General features: G+C 65.8%; 16 protein-coding genes and 2 pseudogenes. 2 read left to right on the top strand and 16 right to left on the bottom strand.

Annotation, left to right across the window (positions count from 1 at the left end):
• Window position 1: 1 nt before the first annotated feature.
• The 3 genes from ACSFA8_RS19010 to cnbZ all read right to left on the bottom strand — a co-directional run bounded on the left by ACSFA8_RS19010 (window position 2) and on the right by cnbZ (window position 1,963).
• On the bottom strand, window positions 2-646 hold the full coding sequence (locus ACSFA8_RS19010; RefSeq protein WP_435481036.1) for a Rossmann-fold NAD(P)-binding domain-containing protein: 645 nt from the start codon (window positions 644-646) through the stop codon (window positions 2-4).
• 33 nt (window positions 647-679) lie between these two features.
• Window positions 680-1,066: a nuclear transport factor 2 family protein gene (locus tag ACSFA8_RS19005; RefSeq protein WP_435481035.1), complete on the bottom strand. Its 387-nt coding sequence runs from the start codon at window positions 1,064-1,066 to the stop codon at window positions 680-682.
• A 108-nt stretch (window positions 1,067-1,174) separates the two neighbouring features.
• The gene (gene cnbZ, locus ACSFA8_RS19000) at window positions 1,175-1,963 is read right to left on the bottom strand and encodes a 2-amino-5-chloromuconate deaminase CnbZ (protein ID WP_435481034.1); all 789 of its coding nucleotides are present in this window, start codon (window positions 1,961-1,963) and stop codon (window positions 1,175-1,177) included.
• A gap of 280 nt (window positions 1,964-2,243) precedes the next feature.
• On the opposite strand from cnbZ, the gene ACSFA8_RS18995 reads away from it, so the two are divergent.
• Window positions 2,244-3,170, top strand: coding sequence for a LysR family transcriptional regulator (locus ACSFA8_RS18995; protein ID WP_435481033.1), 927 nt, complete (start codon window positions 2,244-2,246; stop codon window positions 3,168-3,170).
• A gap of 209 nt (window positions 3,171-3,379) precedes the next feature.
• Here the strand turns inward: ACSFA8_RS18995 and ACSFA8_RS18990 are convergent, their stop codons facing one another.
• Window positions 3,380-3,778, bottom strand: a complete 399-nt coding sequence (locus ACSFA8_RS18990) for a RidA family protein (protein ID WP_435481032.1) — start codon at window positions 3,776-3,778, stop codon at window positions 3,380-3,382.
• The gene (locus ACSFA8_RS18985) at window positions 3,775-4,959 is read right to left on the bottom strand and encodes a DSD1 family PLP-dependent enzyme (RefSeq protein WP_435481031.1); all 1,185 of its coding nucleotides are present in this window, start codon (window positions 4,957-4,959) and stop codon (window positions 3,775-3,777) included. The genes ACSFA8_RS18990 and ACSFA8_RS18985 overlap by 4 nt, the downstream gene beginning before the upstream one ends.
• Window positions 4,960-5,107: 148 nt before the next feature.
• Here ACSFA8_RS18985 and ACSFA8_RS18980 point away from each other — a divergent pair, with 148 nt between their 5' ends.
• Window positions 5,108-6,010: a LysR family transcriptional regulator gene (locus tag ACSFA8_RS18980; protein ID WP_435481030.1), complete on the top strand. Its 903-nt coding sequence runs from the start codon at window positions 5,108-5,110 to the stop codon at window positions 6,008-6,010.
• Between the two features lie 39 nt (window positions 6,011-6,049).
• Here ACSFA8_RS18980 and ACSFA8_RS18975 read toward each other — a convergent pair whose 3' ends face one another.
• The 11 genes and pseudogenes from ACSFA8_RS18975 to ACSFA8_RS18925 form a co-directional block, all read right to left on the bottom strand.
• Complete coding sequence (locus tag ACSFA8_RS18975) at window positions 6,050-7,429, bottom strand: FAD-dependent oxidoreductase (protein ID WP_435481029.1); 1,380 nt, start codon at window positions 7,427-7,429, stop codon at window positions 6,050-6,052.
• A complete protein-coding gene (locus tag ACSFA8_RS18970) occupies window positions 7,419-7,784 on the bottom strand; it encodes a (2Fe-2S)-binding protein (RefSeq protein WP_435481028.1) in 366 nt (121 codons plus the stop codon). Before ACSFA8_RS18970 ends, ACSFA8_RS18975 begins: the two co-directional genes overlap by 11 nt.
• Window positions 7,774-8,910: an NAD(P)/FAD-dependent oxidoreductase gene (locus tag ACSFA8_RS18965; protein WP_435481027.1), complete on the bottom strand. Its 1,137-nt coding sequence runs from the start codon at window positions 8,908-8,910 to the stop codon at window positions 7,774-7,776. Before ACSFA8_RS18965 ends, ACSFA8_RS18970 begins: the two co-directional genes overlap by 11 nt.
• A 341-nt stretch (window positions 8,911-9,251) precedes the next feature.
• The gene (locus ACSFA8_RS18960; RefSeq protein WP_435481026.1) at window positions 9,252-9,899 is read right to left on the bottom strand and encodes an aspartate/glutamate racemase family protein; all 648 of its coding nucleotides are present in this window, start codon (window positions 9,897-9,899) and stop codon (window positions 9,252-9,254) included.
• Between the two features lie 14 nt (window positions 9,900-9,913).
• A pseudogene (locus tag ACSFA8_RS18955) lies at window positions 9,914-10,105 on the bottom strand (amino acid ABC transporter substrate-binding protein); the annotation flags it as partial.
• A 55-nt stretch (window positions 10,106-10,160) separates the two neighbouring features.
• Window positions 10,161-10,286 (bottom strand): annotated as a pseudogene (locus ACSFA8_RS18950) (aspartate aminotransferase family protein); the annotation flags it as partial.
• Entirely contained in the window at window positions 10,286-10,555 is a 270-nt protein-coding gene (locus tag ACSFA8_RS18945; protein WP_435481025.1) for a hypothetical protein, read from the bottom strand. The pseudogene ACSFA8_RS18950 and the gene ACSFA8_RS18945, both read right to left, overlap by 1 nt.
• Window positions 10,556-10,597: 42 nt before the next feature.
• Entirely contained in the window at window positions 10,598-11,284 is a 687-nt protein-coding gene (locus ACSFA8_RS18940; protein WP_435481024.1) for a response regulator, read from the bottom strand.
• Window positions 11,281-12,837 carry an ATP-binding protein gene (locus tag ACSFA8_RS18935; protein WP_435481023.1) on the bottom strand — a complete coding sequence of 519 codons (1,557 nt, stop codon included), beginning with the start codon at window positions 12,835-12,837 and terminating at the stop codon, window positions 11,281-11,283. Before ACSFA8_RS18935 ends, ACSFA8_RS18940 begins: the two co-directional genes overlap by 4 nt.
• A 40-nt stretch (window positions 12,838-12,877) precedes the next feature.
• The gene (locus ACSFA8_RS18930; protein WP_435481022.1) at window positions 12,878-13,510 is read right to left on the bottom strand and encodes a sensor histidine kinase; all 633 of its coding nucleotides are present in this window, start codon (window positions 13,508-13,510) and stop codon (window positions 12,878-12,880) included.
• A gap of 37 nt (window positions 13,511-13,547) precedes the next feature.
• On the bottom strand, window positions 13,548-14,699 hold the full coding sequence (locus ACSFA8_RS18925; protein ID WP_435481021.1) for a porin: 1,152 nt from the start codon (window positions 14,697-14,699) through the stop codon (window positions 13,548-13,550).
• Between the last annotated feature and the right edge of the window lie 62 nt (window positions 14,700-14,761).

The raw sequence follows: 14,761 nt of genomic DNA, 5'->3' as shown, positions 1-14,761 counted from the left end.
TCTAACGAGCATCGCTGAGGCGCTCGGCAGGAACGATGTGGATTCCCGGCTGAGCCAATATCGCTGCTTCCAACAGTGCCGCAGCAATGCAGCGCGCAGGGTTGATGCGCCAGCGACGCGGCAACACAGGAGCGAGCAACGTCAACATCGCGACCAGTTTGCGCTCCCCCGCGCGACGCTCGCTCCGTTCGCCGCCAATCACGCCTGGACGTACGAAGGTCAACGACTTGAACCCAACGCCGACGAGCTCACGCTCGAGCTCGCCCTTTACGCGGTTATAGAAGAAGCGGGAAGAAGGGTTGGCTCCTATGGCGGAGTTCAACACATAAGTTGTCGTGCCATGCGCGTGCGCAAGCCGGGCGACGGCGAGCGGGTAGTCGTGGTCGACACGCCGAAATGCCTCACGTGAGCCTGCAGCGTGCATCGTCGTCCCCAGCGTGCAGATCACTGCATCCGCTTCCCGCCACCAAGGCGCATCCTCGGGCAGGTTGTCGAAGTCGACGCGTGGCGCCTCCAGCTTTTGATGGACGACTGTCGGCACACTGCGTGTAAGGGCCACAACGCCGTCGACTCTCGGGTCGGCGAGCGCAAGGCCCATCACGCAGCGACCCACCAAGCCGGTCGAGCCGACCAAAAGTAGCTTCATGGTGGTTCCGGCCAAAAGCCCCAGGGCTCTGATTCAACTTTCGAACTGGTGATACACCTTGGCGATGACTTTCCAGTCACCGTTGATCTTGATCAGCGTCAGGTAGTCGTTGTAGTCCGCACCGATCGCGTCCTTCTCCATGTCGATGCGAATCACCGCCGTGGTTGGGGTGATGGCGAGCACGTCGAGCCGCGTCAGGATCTCCGGCGCCTTCCCGTTCTTTCGCACGAAGTCGAAGAGGTTTCCGATCGGGCCGCCGAGCAATTCGCCATTGGTAAAACCATACATGACTGCATCTTTGTGGAATGCTTCACCAACGCCTTCCGGACTGCCGGTACGCAATCCTTCTACGTATTTTTGTGCGACGGCGACGACGGCGTTGTAGTCGCTGGTGGAAACTGTCTTGATGTTCTTGCTCATGATCTCTGCTTTCTGTTAAGGGATAAAACATCGCGCACACTGAAGCGCACGACGGATCGGCAAGGTGGCGGTATCGATGCTTCCGACCATCCCCGCTCGACACAACTGCTAGACGTTCGTCTCGATCAGGTCACGTCTGGCCCCGCGCGCCTCGAGTTCCACTTCCCCGCCGACGATGGGCGGACGCGCGCGATAGACCACGATGCCCTGTCGAAGGGGATCGCCCAAGCCTCCGAGCAAATGATCGTCCCACAACCCCGGGATCGGATGCACGTGGAAGATCGCAATCTGTTGAACCGCGCGCCATGAGAGTCCCAGCTTGGCGAGGCTTTCACTGACGACATCGATGGTGAATCGCGTGCGCTTTTGCATGGCGGTGGAACTCGTGTCGCCGTCGGCGATCACGCGTCCGTCGGACGCAATGTCAGCAGTGCCGGACAGGCAGAATCCGCGATTCTTCGAGACGGTTGGCGCGGTATAGCTGAAGGCGCACATCGAGGCCGTCGCGGGTGCCCCGTCCAGCAAGGCAATGTTCGATCGGCAGACACCACTGAGTTCGCCGTGCATCAGGCCCCACTGCTGCAATCGCTGCAGGTACGGGGTATTGAACGATGACCAATCGGCTCGGCTCAAGGGCGCCGGCACTCGCATCTCGATACCACAGAAAGCCTGAACCGGGCGCTTCACTCGCACGAGGTACGCCTCAATGAAAGCGTAGGCCTCAGCGAGCGGAAGCCAGCGATCCAGTTGCACGCGCACCACTTCAAAACCCTCCTCGGGCACGATGCCCGTGCAATACGCCGCACCGCCAGGCAGGATCCTGTAGTTTCCGGCAGCGTTGACGAGAAGCGCTTCCGGCGATGCGCCTGTGTGGGCGGCGGAGTCTGGTGTTGTCATCTGTTTCCTGTCTTCATGAGGGTGCGGGAGAAATGAAGAACATCGATGGCGTCGTGTTGACGGGCTATCTCGGTGACCAGCGCAGCAACACTGTTCGCATCACTTGCGTCCACGCTACGCGCCCTCGCGAGCGAAACGTTCTGCGGTGGCAAGGCCCATTCCGGGCCCGGTACCGATGCTCAAAAATGTTTTCATGGATTCAGGGTATGTTGTGACGTCCATCAGTCTAGGCAGTACAGAATCCGCAAACAATCAGCGCAAAAGCCGAACTCAAATGCAAATGCTGCAGCAATCGACGGGGAAGGCGAGCTTTGAAGCACTGACCGCGTTCGTCGCCGTGGCGGAGATGAGCAATTTTTCGAAGGCTGCCAAAGCCCTGGGACGCGACGCAACCGTCGTCTCTCGCCGCGTGAGACAACTTGAGCATGATCTAGGGGTTCGCTTGTTGTCGCGCACAACAAGGCGCGTGGTGCTGACCGAGGTCGGCACTATTTACTATCAACGTATCCGTGGCCTGCTGGACGATCTGGACAGTGCCAATCTCGAAGCCAGCGACTACGCTACAAGACCCCAAGGTTTGCTGAGGGTGTCGCTGCCGGTGACGTTCGGGCTGCGATGGGTTGCTCCGCTGCTGCCCGCCTTTATCGCCAAGCACCCCATGATCCGCGTAGATGCTCGTTTCAGCGACCGCTATGTGGACGTGGTCGCCGAAGGCTTTGACGTCGCGATCCGTGTCGGTGCCTTGCGCGACAGTTCGCTCATGGCAAGCAAGATCGCGCCATTCCGCAACCTTCTGGTGGCCGCACCTTCCTATCTTGCGGCCCAGGGCCATCCGACCACCCCGGACGATTTGGCAGGCCACGCTTGCTTGGGTTTTACAAGCCACTCCGATTTTCCGGACTGGATACTGAAAAAAGGAAATGAGCGCAAGACAGTGCGTCCCGCGGGCGCGCTGCTGGGGGACAGTTCGGAAGCGTTGTTGATTGCCGCCATCTCGGGCGTCGGCATCATCCTCACCCCGGACTGGCTCGCGGGCCCAGCATTGCGCGAGGGTCAACTCGTCAGAGTACTGGACGGCTGGGACGGCCCGGACAACGGCGGCGTCTACGCCATCATGCCGCCCGGGCGTTTGGTGCCCAACAAGACACGCGTTTTCGTCGACGAGATCACCCAGTCCATTCAGGCGGGGTGGGTTCGAGGCTCCTGAAACGCGGGGCGGTTCACTGCCGCTGCCGCGGCGCGGCGCATCTAGAAACCAACTGCCAGGCGCAACTGGGCCGTCAGCGGCGAGCTGGCTCTGCAGGCTCCATGCCAGCGTGCCCGGCCGGTAGTCGATGCGCTCGCGCAGGGCGTCAAAGGCCTCGTGCAACGCGCTCGCTTTGCTGGCGTCGGATGTCCTTTCCCCGCTTCTGGAGGTCAGAAGCCGTGCGCGGCGATCGCGTCGATCTCGACCAAGTACCCATGGTGCAATTCAGGCACGGGAACCACGGTGCGCGCGGGGCATGCGTCCTGCAGCAGCGACGCATAGATCGCGTTGAAGCGAGGCCAGTTGGTGACGCCAACGATGTAGACCGTCACCTTCAAGAGCTGTTGCGGCGTGCTCCCTGCGGCGACCAGAACCGCCAGCATGTTCTGGATGGCTTGCGTGGCCTGCGCCTCGAACCCATCGTCCGCCAAAGGGCGCCCGTCTGGCCGTATCGGCAATTGGCCGGAGATGAAGACATGCCCGCCAGAGACCATGGCTTGCGTGTAGTGCCCGGCCGGCACAGGCGCGCTGTCCGTCAGCACCCGGGTCACAAGCTGGCGGCCGTTCATTGCCAGCCACCAAAACGCAACCACTCGGCTTCGACGCGGTCGGAGCTGCCGTGGACGACGTGATAGCCCCGATGCTGGGCGGTCGTGGCGCAGGCATGGTTCGGCAGGATCCGGACGCGCTCGCCAATGGCGAGATCCGGCAGCACCCCGCCGGAGCCAGGTCGTACGGTGATGATCCCATGCTCCTGGTTCGCGTCGGCGACGATCAGATCGGCATACGGTCTACCGGCGACGTCGCACACCACCCCATAGCCTTGATTCACTTCCTGCCTGGACGTACCTCGATCCTGCGACATGGCCATCCAGCCCGCGTCAATCAAGATCCAGCCCTTGTCGCGCTGATGCCCGATTACCGTCGCAAGCACCGAGACTGCGATGTCCTCGATCTGGCAGACGCCGACACCCGCCATCACGAGATCGAAGAACACGAACACGCCCGCACGCACTTCGGTCACGCCGCTGAGATCCGTGGCGCTGTGTGCCGTGGGCGTGGAGCCGACACTCACCACCGGGCAAGGCAGCCCGGCTTCCCGCAGGATCGCAGCAGCGTCAACGACGCTGCGTCGCTCGGCCTCGGCACATTGCCGCAGGGCCTCAACCCCGCGCGCGGCATAACTCCCGCCGGCATGGGTGATCACGCCCCGCAGTTCCGCGCCGCCCTCCAAGGCGCGGCCGATCCCGACAAGACGCTCCTTGTCTGTGGGCAGCACGCCGGAACGATGCCCGTCGCAGTCGATCTCGATAAGCGCCGGGATGCGCGTTCCGGCCTGGCGAGAGGCGGCAGAAACGGCCTGCGCCTGCTCCACCGTATCCAACACCACAGCAAGATCGGCGCCCTCTGCGCGCAACTTGATCACCTGTGGCAGCTTCGATGGCGCAATGCCGACGGCGTAGATGATGTCGCGCACGCCCGCCGCCACGAACTGCGCCGCCTCCCTGAGAGTGGAAACAGTCGCGGGCCCGGCCAGCGATGTCATGACGCGCCGCGCCACCTCCACAGACTTGGACGTTTTGAGGTGAGGCCGCAGCGACACACCCAGGCCGTCAAGCCGGGCCCTCAGTCGGGCGATGTTCCGATCCATCCGGTCAGCGTCGAGGATGAGGCAAGGCGTCGCCAGTTCCCCCAGCGTCGTTGCGCTCTCTTGGGCCTGCGCCCGTTCCATGAATACTTCTTGGCCCATCGTCTGATCTCCATTTGTGCGTCGTCAACCTCCGCCAGCGTCCTCGTGACGCAGACAGCTTTTGACGGATAACGTGGGACGGATGTTGCTCCGGATTCATGCAGCCTACAATTAATCCAATGTGCATCCATGATTAAGGTGCGACTTAATGATTAGCTCGGATGATCTTGCCTTCTTCAACGTGCTGGCCAAATCTGCGTCGCTTGCCGATGGCGCCAGAAAACTGGACGTCACGCCGCCCGCCGTTACCCAGCGCTTGCGTGCGCTGGAGGCACGTCTGGGCATTCGGCTGATCGACCGATCGGGCCGTCAACTGAGCCTTACGGATGAGGGTGCCCTCGTCGCATCGCACGGGATGATCGTGGTCGATGCGATAGAGGCGCTGTCCGAGGCGTTGGCAGATCGGAAGAATGCTATCAGCGGGCATCTGCGAATTGCCGCTCCCCATGGCTTTGGCCGGCTTCATGTCGCCCCCGTCGTGGACGCTTTTGCAAAGGCCTATCCGGGTGTCACGGTCACACTGGATCTGTCCGATCATCCGGGCGCGCAGCTGGTTGAGAGCAGCGATGTCATCATTCACATCGGACCGCCCGGCCCTCTGAATCAGATCGTGACCACGTTGGCACCCAACCGAAGAATCCTCTGTGCCAGTCCTGGCTATCTCGCCAATACCGCGCCCATTCGCACCCCCGCAGACCTGATGCGGCATCGATGTCTCGTGGTGAGAGAGAACGACGAGGACGTGACTCTGTGGCGCTTCCTTCATGCCTCGCGGGATCCGGCGACTGTCCGCATCCACCCTGCGATGTCGAGCAACGACGGCGCTGTGGTGCGCGAGTGGGCGCTCGCCGGTCAGGGTGTCGCGATCCGATCTGAGTGGAACGTCGCCAGCGACCTCGCGGATCGCCGGCTCAAGCGGGTGCTGACGAGTTGGGAGGTTCCGCCCGCCAATGTGGTCGCCATGCTTGGCACACGCTTCGGTCGAAGTGCTCGGACAACTGCCTTTTTGGCCATGTTGCGCCAATCGCTTGCGCCGCCGCCTTGGCGGTAAAACATCGAAGGCAGCCTGGCCGATCGCCTCATGCCGCACTCAATCCGCGCCGGCGAGCTCGCCGAGCGAGATCGGCTTGATGGGCGGCCGGATGCGGAAATAGCCCACTTCGGCCGGCGTCACCCCGCGCGCGTCCGCGATCAACTCGGTCACGGTCAGGCCGCACTGGCGCCCCTGGCACGGGCCCATGCCGCAACGCCCGAAGGCCTTCGCCTGGTTTGGCCCACGGCAGCCGAGCTCCACGAAATGCCGGATTTCGCCGGCAGCGACCTCCTCGCAGCGGCAGACGATCACGTCGTCGGCCGGAATGCGATTGGCCTTCTTGGGCCGATACAACGCATCGAGGAAGGGACGAATGCGCAGGTGGTCGCGCAACGCCGAACGAAGCGGTTCGGCGAGCCCGTCGCGCTCGCCAAGCGTGATTCGGCCGAGCCCATGCATCGCACCGAGCGCCGCCAGCTCGCCCTGCAGCGCCGCCGCCAACGCGCCGCCGATGCCAAGACCATCGCCGGCAACATGGATGCCGGGCACGTCCAGCGCGCCCCAGGTGTCGGCCTCCGGCTGCCAGCACAGCTGCGCATCGTCCCACTTGTGTTTGGCCCGCAGCGACCACGTGAACTGCGTGTTCGGCACAACGCCGTGGTGCAGGAGCAGCGTAGAGGTCTCGATGCAATGGGCCTTGCCCCCGATCGTGAAGCGCAGCGCCTCCACACCCTCCTGCCCTTCCGCGGCGAGGTTCTCCGCACCGGTATGGAAGGGCACGCCGGCGCGCTTGAGCACACGGATGAGCGACAGGCCCTTTTTCAGATGACGCCAGCCGGCAAGCGCGCCGCCGAAGTGCGAGAGTGCGCGGCGGTAGTCCTCCATCGATGTCGTGTCGACCAGCGCCCGGATGGGCACGCCGGCGCGCACGTACTGCCAGCCGAGCAGGTAGAGCAGCGGACCGCAGCCCGCCAGCACGACGGGCTCGACCGGCACCACTTCGGCGCTCTTCAGGAGGATCTGCGCGGCACCAGCGGTGAGCACACCTGGCAGCGTCCAGCCCGGGATCGGGAACGGACGCTCCATGGCACCGGAGCAGAGCACGACGCGTTCCGCCTGGAGCGTCGCGGTCGCACCGTCATGCAGGTAGTGCACCGCACCTTCAGGCGTTACCTGCCAGACGGCTGCGCTCGTGACGTGCCGGGCGCCACTCGCAGCGAAGGCCTCGGCAAGCGGGCGGCCAGCGGCGTAGTCCGGCCCGAGCAACTCGACCCGGCGCGCCGGCGCGTCGGTGATGGCGCGATAGATCTGCCCGCCCGCACCGCGCTGCTCGTCGAGCACGACGACGCTGGCGCCGAGCCGCGCAGCGACGATGGCAGCCGACATGCCCGCCGGTCCGGCACCGACGATGGCGATGTCGCAACGGTCATTCGACATGCGCGGCCTTTGCGGACGCGACGTCGCCAACGTCATCGAGGGAACGCAGGCCGGCCTGCGTTTTCACCTGCATGCCCTCCGCCACCGTGACGAGACAGCTCTGGCGGTTCGGCTGGCCGTCAATCTCGACCAGGCAATCGAAGCACGCGCCCATCATGCAATAGGGTGCGCGCGGCGCGCCGCTCACGGGCGTGGTGCGAAAGGTCGAGACACCATTGACGAGCAAGGCCGCGGCCACGCTGCAGCCGACAGGCGCCTCGATGGCCCGGCCGTCGAAGCCAAGGCTCACTGTGGACTCGCCGCGCGGCGAAGCGTCAATCGGAAACAAGGGCCGAAAGCGGGCGTTAGTGGGCATGATTGAAGGCCTCGTTGCCATGAAGAAAGCGACCCCCAGTGAAGGACTCGATGCCCGCGGGGGCGCTGCAATCGGCGCCGCCCGCGATCCACGGCGCGATCGAGAAGACGTGGTTGGCTGCCAGGGTCACGCCGCTGTGGCAGGTCACGACGAAGGCGCCGGGAAACTGCGCCGATGCCTGGTAGATGGGAAGGCCGTCAGGCGACATCACCCGCAACGCACCCCACGCGCGCACAAGGCGCAGACCTTTCAACACGGGAAAGCTGCGCACACCCCGGCGCGCGATGGTGCGGAGCACGTCGACGGTCGTGCTGTCGTTGAGGCCGACATCCTCCATCGAATCGCCGAGCTGGATCGTGCCTTCGTCCGTCTGCCGCACGTAGGCTGTCGGATGGTCGAGGAATCTGGCGGCTCGTTCGCAGACCAGCACCTGCCCCCTGTTGGGCCGCACCGGCGCATGCAGGCCGACCTGCGGCGCAAGCTCAAGATTGCCGAGGCCGGCCGCGAGCACGACGCGCGGCGAGCGCCATGTCGCAGCGTCCGTCTCGAGCTCGAAGCCGTCGGCCTGCGGCGTGATTCGTGTCACGCGGCTGCCATGCGCGAATCGCACGCCGCGGTGCCGACAGGCCGTGTGCAGCGCGCGCAGCAGCTTCAGCGGATTGACGTGGCCATCCATCGGCGAGTAACTGGCGCCTGCCACTTCGGGCCCGATGCCGGGCAGTCGCGTGCTGAGCGACGCGTGGTCGAGCATCTCGAAGGCGTAGTCGCTATCGAGCGCGTCGCGCATGCTGCACAGCCGCTCTTCGCGGCGCTGCAGCTCGTCGTCGGAAAAGCAGAGGTAGAAGCCGCCTGGTTGGCGCAACTGCACATCGACGCCGCTATCGTCGGCCAGCGCGCGGGCGAGCAGTGACCATTGCGCGCCGGACTTCATCGTCCAGCGCGCGTACGGCGTCGCGCCGAACCCCTTGCCTTGAACCCATACGAGTCCGAAGTTGCCGCGCGACGCGCGAAACGCGTCGTCGCCCTCGTCCAGGACGGTGACACGAATGCCTTGGCGAGCTGCACCGTAGGCAAGCGCGGTTCCCACCAGGCCGCCGCCGACGACGATCAAATCACTTGTGTTCATGGCGTCTGCCTGCAGCCCAGCGAGTCGATCATGTACTCGAAAGCCTGCAGCCGCGGCTTGCGAATGGTCATGGTTTCCAAACCTCTTTCAAACCAGTTTCCGCCCGGTGCGGGCTGCCTGCTTTCAGGGCAATTGCGACGAACTCTTTCGAGGCAATTGCAGCACGTAGAAGCGCCCGGGTTGTAGGGAAATGCGGTGCCAGGCGCACGAAATCTGCGGTTTGGAGAGGGTTCGGCGGCATGCCATGCGGTACGAAGAAGACTTCACGCTTGCAGCCTGGGAGCGGGTTCGGCAACTGGAAACACTGACAACCTCGTGAAGAGGATCGCAAGGCACGACAACTAGAACACCCCGAGACGCCGGCGCAACGCGCGCACTGCACTGTCGACGGTGGTCAGCACCGGCAGCCCCGATGCCGCCTCGCAGGTGCTGCGCGCACGCGCCATGCTGAACTGCGCCAGCGCGATGCGCGTACAGCCGCGCGCGGCCAGAGCCTTCGCCTGCGCCGCGATCAGCGCGTCGTGCCGCTCGCCATCGCCGGCATTGAGCGCATCCAGCGCGCCGTCTGCCAGCGCGAGTTCGAGCCCGGTGCCTGGTGGAAATTCCGGCGGCATCGATTCGAGCGTGGCGGCGAAGGTGGCGACGAGCCCGATCTTTCCGGTACCCTGCGCCACCTCTTCGATCATGGCCTCGTTGGGCTTGAGCACCGGCACGCCCGCATGGCTGCGCGCCACCGCCTCGATGCAGGGCCCGAACGCCGAGCAGGTGAACAGGATGCCCTGCGCACCCGTGTCGACCGCGTACTGCGCGAGCCGCGCGAAGCGTTCGTGCATCGCGGCATCGAGCCCGCGCCCGTTGCGCGCGAGATCGGCCGACAGACTGTCGTCCAGCAGGTTCATGCGCACGGCCCCGGGCCAGTCGCGCTCGAAGGCGGCATTGATGGGTGCAACGGAATGCGCGAGTGCGTGGATCAGGGCGATGCGGGTCATGCGGCACGTGGCGCTCAGACGCCTTTCGACGAGGGGTTCGCAAACGTGTCCTTCGTCTCGGTGTTGAGCGGGTAGTTGATGTTGATGCTCTTGGGCGGAATCGGCGACATGAACCACTGGTTGTAGAGCTTCTCCATCTCGCCCGACTTCATCATGCCACCCACCGCGCGGTCGACCAGCGCCTTGAAGGCGGGGTCGTCCTTGCGGGGATGCTCCTCTGGGGTTGATGAAAACGAAGAATGGGATCCAGGCGGCCTGCGCCGCTGCCGCCCGCGTAATCGCATCTATCGATTCAGCCAGCAGCGTCGCGATGCGCTTTAGGTCTTGCCGCGTCGCGATGTACGGTGGCGCCAGCAGCACATGGTCGCCCAGCCGGCCGTCGACCGTTAGCGCGCCCGCTCCGGCAGCAGCAACAGGCGGCCGTCCGGCCCGCGCTCACAAACGCCGGTCAACACCTCGCTGTGGCGGCCGGGCAGCGGCATGCGCGCACCCTCGGGCTGGCCGATGCAAGCCTCGCGCAGGCTCCGCGCGGGCCCGGGGTCAGCCCAGGCGGTAAAAAGCGGTGGCGGCGGTGGCGGCGGCATGGGCAGCATCACCATGCAGCCGGAGAGCGCGGTGGCGATCACGACGGCCACGAACCAGTCGGTAGTCTTCATGCGGCCGAGTGTGGCGGGCGATCTCGGAGAAATTGCGCAGGATCAGTCGGACGGCGCCTCGAACGCAAAACCCACCCCGTACACCGAACGGATCCAGTCGTGCGACGGTGCCGCCACCGCGAGCTTGCGGCGCAGGTTCTTGATGTGGCTGTCCACTGCGCGCTCGGTCACGTCGGCCGTGTCGTCATAGGCCAGCTCGAGCAGCCGGGCGCGCGAGAAGATGCGGCCCGGATGCCGCGAGAGCGCCTGCAGCAGCCCGAATTCGCGCCGCGTAAGGTTCAGCGGCATGCCGTTCAGCGAGGCGCGCCAGTGCGCGTCGTCCAGCACCAGAGGCACCGCCGGCGCATCGGCGGCCTTGCCGGCGCCGACCTGGCTGCGCCGCAGCACCGCCTTCACCCGCGCCACCACCTCGCGTGGCGAGAACGGCTTGCAGATGTAGTCGTCGGCCCCGAGCTCGAGCCCAAGCAGCCGGTCGACCTCCTCGATGCGCGCGGTGAGCATGATGACCGGGTGGCTCGTGTGCACCCTGGCCTGCCGCAGCACGGTCATGCCGTCGAGGCGCGGCAGCATCACGTCGAGCAGGGTCAGATCCGGCGGCGTGGCGATCATCTTTTCCAGCGCCGTGTGGCCATCGGCCGCATGGTCGACCTCGTAACCCGCGTGCCGCAGGTAGTCGAGCAGCACCGAGGCAATGTCCTTTTCGTCTTCGACGACGAGGATGCGCGTCATGGCAGAACCGCCTTGTTCAAAAGTGGCAAGGTCAGCGCGATGCGCACGCCGCCGAGCGGCGAGGCCGCCGCATCGATGGTGCCGCCGTGCTCTTCGACGGTGGCGCGACAGATCGACAGGCCGAGGCCCGAGCCGCCCGTTTCGCGGTTGCGCGATGCCTCGCCGCGAAACAGCCGCTCGAACAGGCGTGGCAGCTCTTCGGCCGCGACGCCGGGCGCGCTGTCGTCGAACAGCAGCACCAGTTGCTGCTGCCCGCCGGCCATGGCTTCCGTGCGCGCGCCCAGTTTCAGCCCCCCGTTGGCGTCGGTGTAGCTCAGCGTGTTCTCGAGCAGGTTCATGAACACCTGGTGCAGCCGGTGCGCATCGCCCTCCACCATCGGCTGGACTTTGGCGGCCAGGGCTTCGATGGCCGTGGCGTCCACTTCGATGCCGCATTTGGCAAAGCGGTCGCGCGTCATCGTCACCGCGTCCATCAACAGCACCAGCGGATAGGCCGGCGCGCGGGGCGGCAATGCGTCCTGCGGCTCCCGCATGCTGCTGCGCAGATCGTCCACCAGATGGCCGAGGCGCATCACCTGGCGATGCAGCCGCAGTGCGGTGCGGTCGTCGAAGCTGCGCACGCCATCCTGCAGGGCCTCGATCTCGGCGCGCATGGCGGCGAGCGGCGTGCGCAATTCGTGCGCCACGTCGGCCAGCCAGACGCGGCGGCTCGCCTCGACCGTGTCGAGCCGTTCGGCCATGTCGTTGAAGGTGCTGCCGAGCAAGGCCAGTTCGTCGGAGCCGTGCACCGGCACGCGGATGCCGGCGCGCCCGCGCGCCACGTCCTGCGCGGCCTGCGTCAGCGCATCGATCGGGCGGAACCAGCGCCGTGCCAGCAGCCACGACAGCACCAGTGCGAACGCAAGCCCGGCCAGCCCGGTCAGCGCAACGATGCCCGATTGGCGCGCGACGAACGCGCGGTCGGCCTGGCTCTCGAGCCCCTCGAGTGGCGCCAGCACCAGATAGCCGACAACGACGTGGCCCTGCTGGATCGGCAGCCGGGCCGAGGCCTTGGGGTCGCCCACCATGCCGGCCACCGACGCACCTTTGGAATCGACCACGCCGAGCCGCTGGATGAGGGAATCGGCCGCTTCGCGAAGGCCGAGAAAGAGCCAGGGCGGCGGCAGCCCGAACGGCGGAGGCGGGGTGTCCAGTTGCGGCCACGGTGGTGGCTCGCCGCCCCGATCCGGGGGCGGACGGCGCGCGTACCACGAAGGCAGGCGGCTGTCGGTCTTGCCGCTCGCATCGGTCTGCGCCAGGCCGGCGTCGCCCATCTGCAAGCGGTGCCAGGCGGCGTCGTCATGGCGCAGCTTCTCCCAGCTGCCGTTGGTGGCGTAGTGCTGTTTCAGCAGCTGAACCAGCCAGTTCATGCGGCGGATCTCGATTTCGGCCACATAGGGGCCGAGGCCGCGCTGAAGCCCGAAGATCGAAAACCCTGCAAAGATGAGCAGAACGCCCAACAGCAAGGTGGCCAGTGCAAGGAAGATTTTCTTGGAAAGGGTCAGTCGGGACATCGTTTCAATCGGGCGCTGGGCCGCATTTTGCGGCACGGCGTCATCGCAGGCCCTCCGCTGCAGGAGCGGGCGCACACAGCGGCAGCCTGAAGGTGATGCCGAGCGCACCGAGGGCGGAAGGCGCCGCATAGATGCGTCCGTTGTGCGCGCCGGCGATGCGCTGGCAATGGAGCACGCCAGCGTCGGACTCCCTCGCCCCGCGTTCGAACAGATGCGCCAGACCGAGGCCCGACGCGTCGGGGCCGACGTCCATGAAGTGAACCGCGGCCCTGGCGCCGTCGGCGAGCGCCAACACCTGCAGCGTGCCGCCGTCCTTCAGCGCGCGGCAGGCGATGCGGGCCACGTGCATCAGCAGTTGCTCGATCTCCTCCCGCTGCACGAACACGGCGAGCGGGTGCGGCGGCAGGCAATGCTCCAGCACGATGCCCCTGCCCTGCAGCATCGACCTGCAGGCAGCGGGCATCGCCAGCAGCAGTTGCCCGAGGTCGGCCGCGGTGCGCGGTTCAGCCACCGCAACGGCGCTGGCGACGACACCGGCACCGGCACCGGCCGGCTGGAACGCCGCCGTGGCGCGACGCGTCGACGTCGAACGCATGTCCGACGCCGCCATCCTGGCCTTCAGCAGCTGCCAGAAGACCAGCAGGACGGCGCCCGCGACGATGGCAAGACTCAAGGGACTCGGCATCATGGAACCTGCGCGCCGGTGGGCGTCAGAAGGCGTGGCGAATGCCGAAGTCATAGCCGGTGGACGAGCGCGGGATGCCCGTGTAGCCCACCGAACCGCCCGTCGTGATGGCCGAACTCAGCGCGCCGGTATAGAGCGCGTCGTTGCGGTTGTTCACGCGTGCCACCGTCGTGTACAGCGCGGTGCGCTTCGACAGGTTGTGCACGTACCCGATCGCCAGCTTCTGCACGCGCGGCCGCTCGCCGTAGAGGCCCGTCGCGCCTTCCTCGTAGCGCACGGCCGAATAGGCCGCGCGGATCAGGCCCGCGCCCACCGGCACCGTCGCACCGAGCAGGTAGCCGTTGTAGTTGTCGTTGTACGAGGCCAGCGAGGCGCCCTCGAACTTGTTGCGCACCTGCGAGAGTTCGCTGAACAGCTTGACCGGCCCGAAGTCGTATGAGGCGCCGAGGTTGGCCGTTTGAATCTTGCGCGTCAGTGCAGTGGTGTCGACGACCGTGCTCTCGCCGTACGAGGCGGCAATGTCCAGCGGACCGTTGGCATAGCCGAAGCGCCCGCCGACATAGCGGCCCGCGTTGCTGCTGGTCGAGGCGGTGGTTGTACTGCTGGTGCTGGTGTCGACGTTCTCGTGCAGGCCGTACTGCACCTGGCCATAGAAGCCGCCCAGGTTCGGCGGCAGGAAGTAGCCCACCGTATTGCTGGAGCGCACGTACTTCGGGTTGGCCAGGTTGCTGCTGCCGCTCACCGAAGAGATTACGCTGGTGCCCGAGCCGTTTGTGCCGAACGGGTCGAAGACGGTGTCGTTCCAGAACGTGGCCGTGTAGTCGCGGCCCAGGCGCACCTCACCGAAGCCGCCCGACAGGCTCACTGTCGAGCGACGGCTGAAGTTCAGGCCGGTGCCGCCATCGTCGGTGCTGATCGGCGCCTCGAGCCAGAAGCTGGCCGCCAGGCCGCCACCCAGGTCTTCGGTGCCGCGAAATCCGAGCCGGCTCGAGTTGTAGCCCGAGTTGGTCAGGGCCCACTGGCTCTGCTTGTAGCTCTGGCCCGTGAGCGCATCGCGCGATGTGGCCGACTGGTAGCTGATTGCCGTGTCGACCACGCCAAACAGCGTGACGGACGATTGCGCCGAGGCAAAGCCAGCAGCGAGCAGCGCGGCCATCGCCGTGAGGGTTCGTTTCATTCAGTTTTCTCCGGGTTCAAGGGATTGCATCGAACCGCTGCACTGCATCTGCACTGCGGCGG

It is taken from the genome of Variovorax nitratireducens (assembly GCF_051216545.1).
Lineage (GTDB): Bacteria > Pseudomonadota > Gammaproteobacteria > Burkholderiales > Burkholderiaceae_C > Variovorax.
This window is presented reverse-complemented; position numbering and strand designations above follow the sequence as displayed.

Excerpts from the sequence above, each read along its gene's own strand:
- ACSFA8_RS18925 (WP_435481021.1), bottom strand. The coding sequence starts at position 14,699 with ATGAAACGAACCCTCACGGCGATGGCCGCGCTGCTCGCTGCTGGCTTT.
- ACSFA8_RS18980 (WP_435481030.1), top strand. The coding sequence starts at position 5,108 with ATGATTAGCTCGGATGATCTTGCCTTCTTCAACGTGCTGGCCAAATCT.
- ACSFA8_RS18935 (WP_435481023.1), bottom strand. The coding sequence starts at position 12,837 with ATGTCCCGACTGACCCTTTCCAAGAAAATCTTCCTTGCACTGGCCACC.
- ACSFA8_RS18940 (WP_435481024.1), bottom strand. The coding sequence starts at position 11,284 with ATGACGCGCATCCTCGTCGTCGAAGACGAAAAGGACATTGCCTCGGTG.
- ACSFA8_RS19005 (WP_435481035.1), bottom strand. The coding sequence starts at position 1,066 with ATGAGCAAGAACATCAAGACAGTTTCCACCAGCGACTACAACGCCGTC.
- ACSFA8_RS18965 (WP_435481027.1), bottom strand. The coding sequence starts at position 8,910 with ATGAACACAAGTGATTTGATCGTCGTCGGCGGCGGCCTGGTGGGAACC.
- ACSFA8_RS18970 (WP_435481028.1), bottom strand. The coding sequence starts at position 7,784 with ATGCCCACTAACGCCCGCTTTCGGCCCTTGTTTCCGATTGACGCTTCG.
- ACSFA8_RS18985 (WP_435481031.1), bottom strand. The coding sequence starts at position 4,959 with ATGGGCCAAGAAGTATTCATGGAACGGGCGCAGGCCCAAGAGAGCGCA.
- ACSFA8_RS18990 (WP_435481032.1), bottom strand. The coding sequence starts at position 3,778 with ATGAACGGCCGCCAGCTTGTGACCCGGGTGCTGACGGACAGCGCGCCT.
- ACSFA8_RS18960 (WP_435481026.1), bottom strand. The coding sequence starts at position 9,899 with ATGACCCGCATCGCCCTGATCCACGCACTCGCGCATTCCGTTGCACCC.
- ACSFA8_RS18975 (WP_435481029.1), bottom strand. The coding sequence starts at position 7,429 with ATGTCGAATGACCGTTGCGACATCGCCATCGTCGGTGCCGGACCGGCG.
- cnbZ (WP_435481034.1), bottom strand. The coding sequence starts at position 1,963 with ATGACAACACCAGACTCCGCCGCCCACACAGGCGCATCGCCGGAAGCG.
- ACSFA8_RS18995 (WP_435481033.1), top strand. The coding sequence starts at position 2,244 with ATGCTGCAGCAATCGACGGGGAAGGCGAGCTTTGAAGCACTGACCGCG.
- ACSFA8_RS19010 (WP_435481036.1), bottom strand. The coding sequence starts at position 646 with ATGAAGCTACTTTTGGTCGGCTCGACCGGCTTGGTGGGTCGCTGCGTG.
- ACSFA8_RS18945 (WP_435481025.1), bottom strand. The coding sequence starts at position 10,555 with ATGAAGACTACCGACTGGTTCGTGGCCGTCGTGATCGCCACCGCGCTC.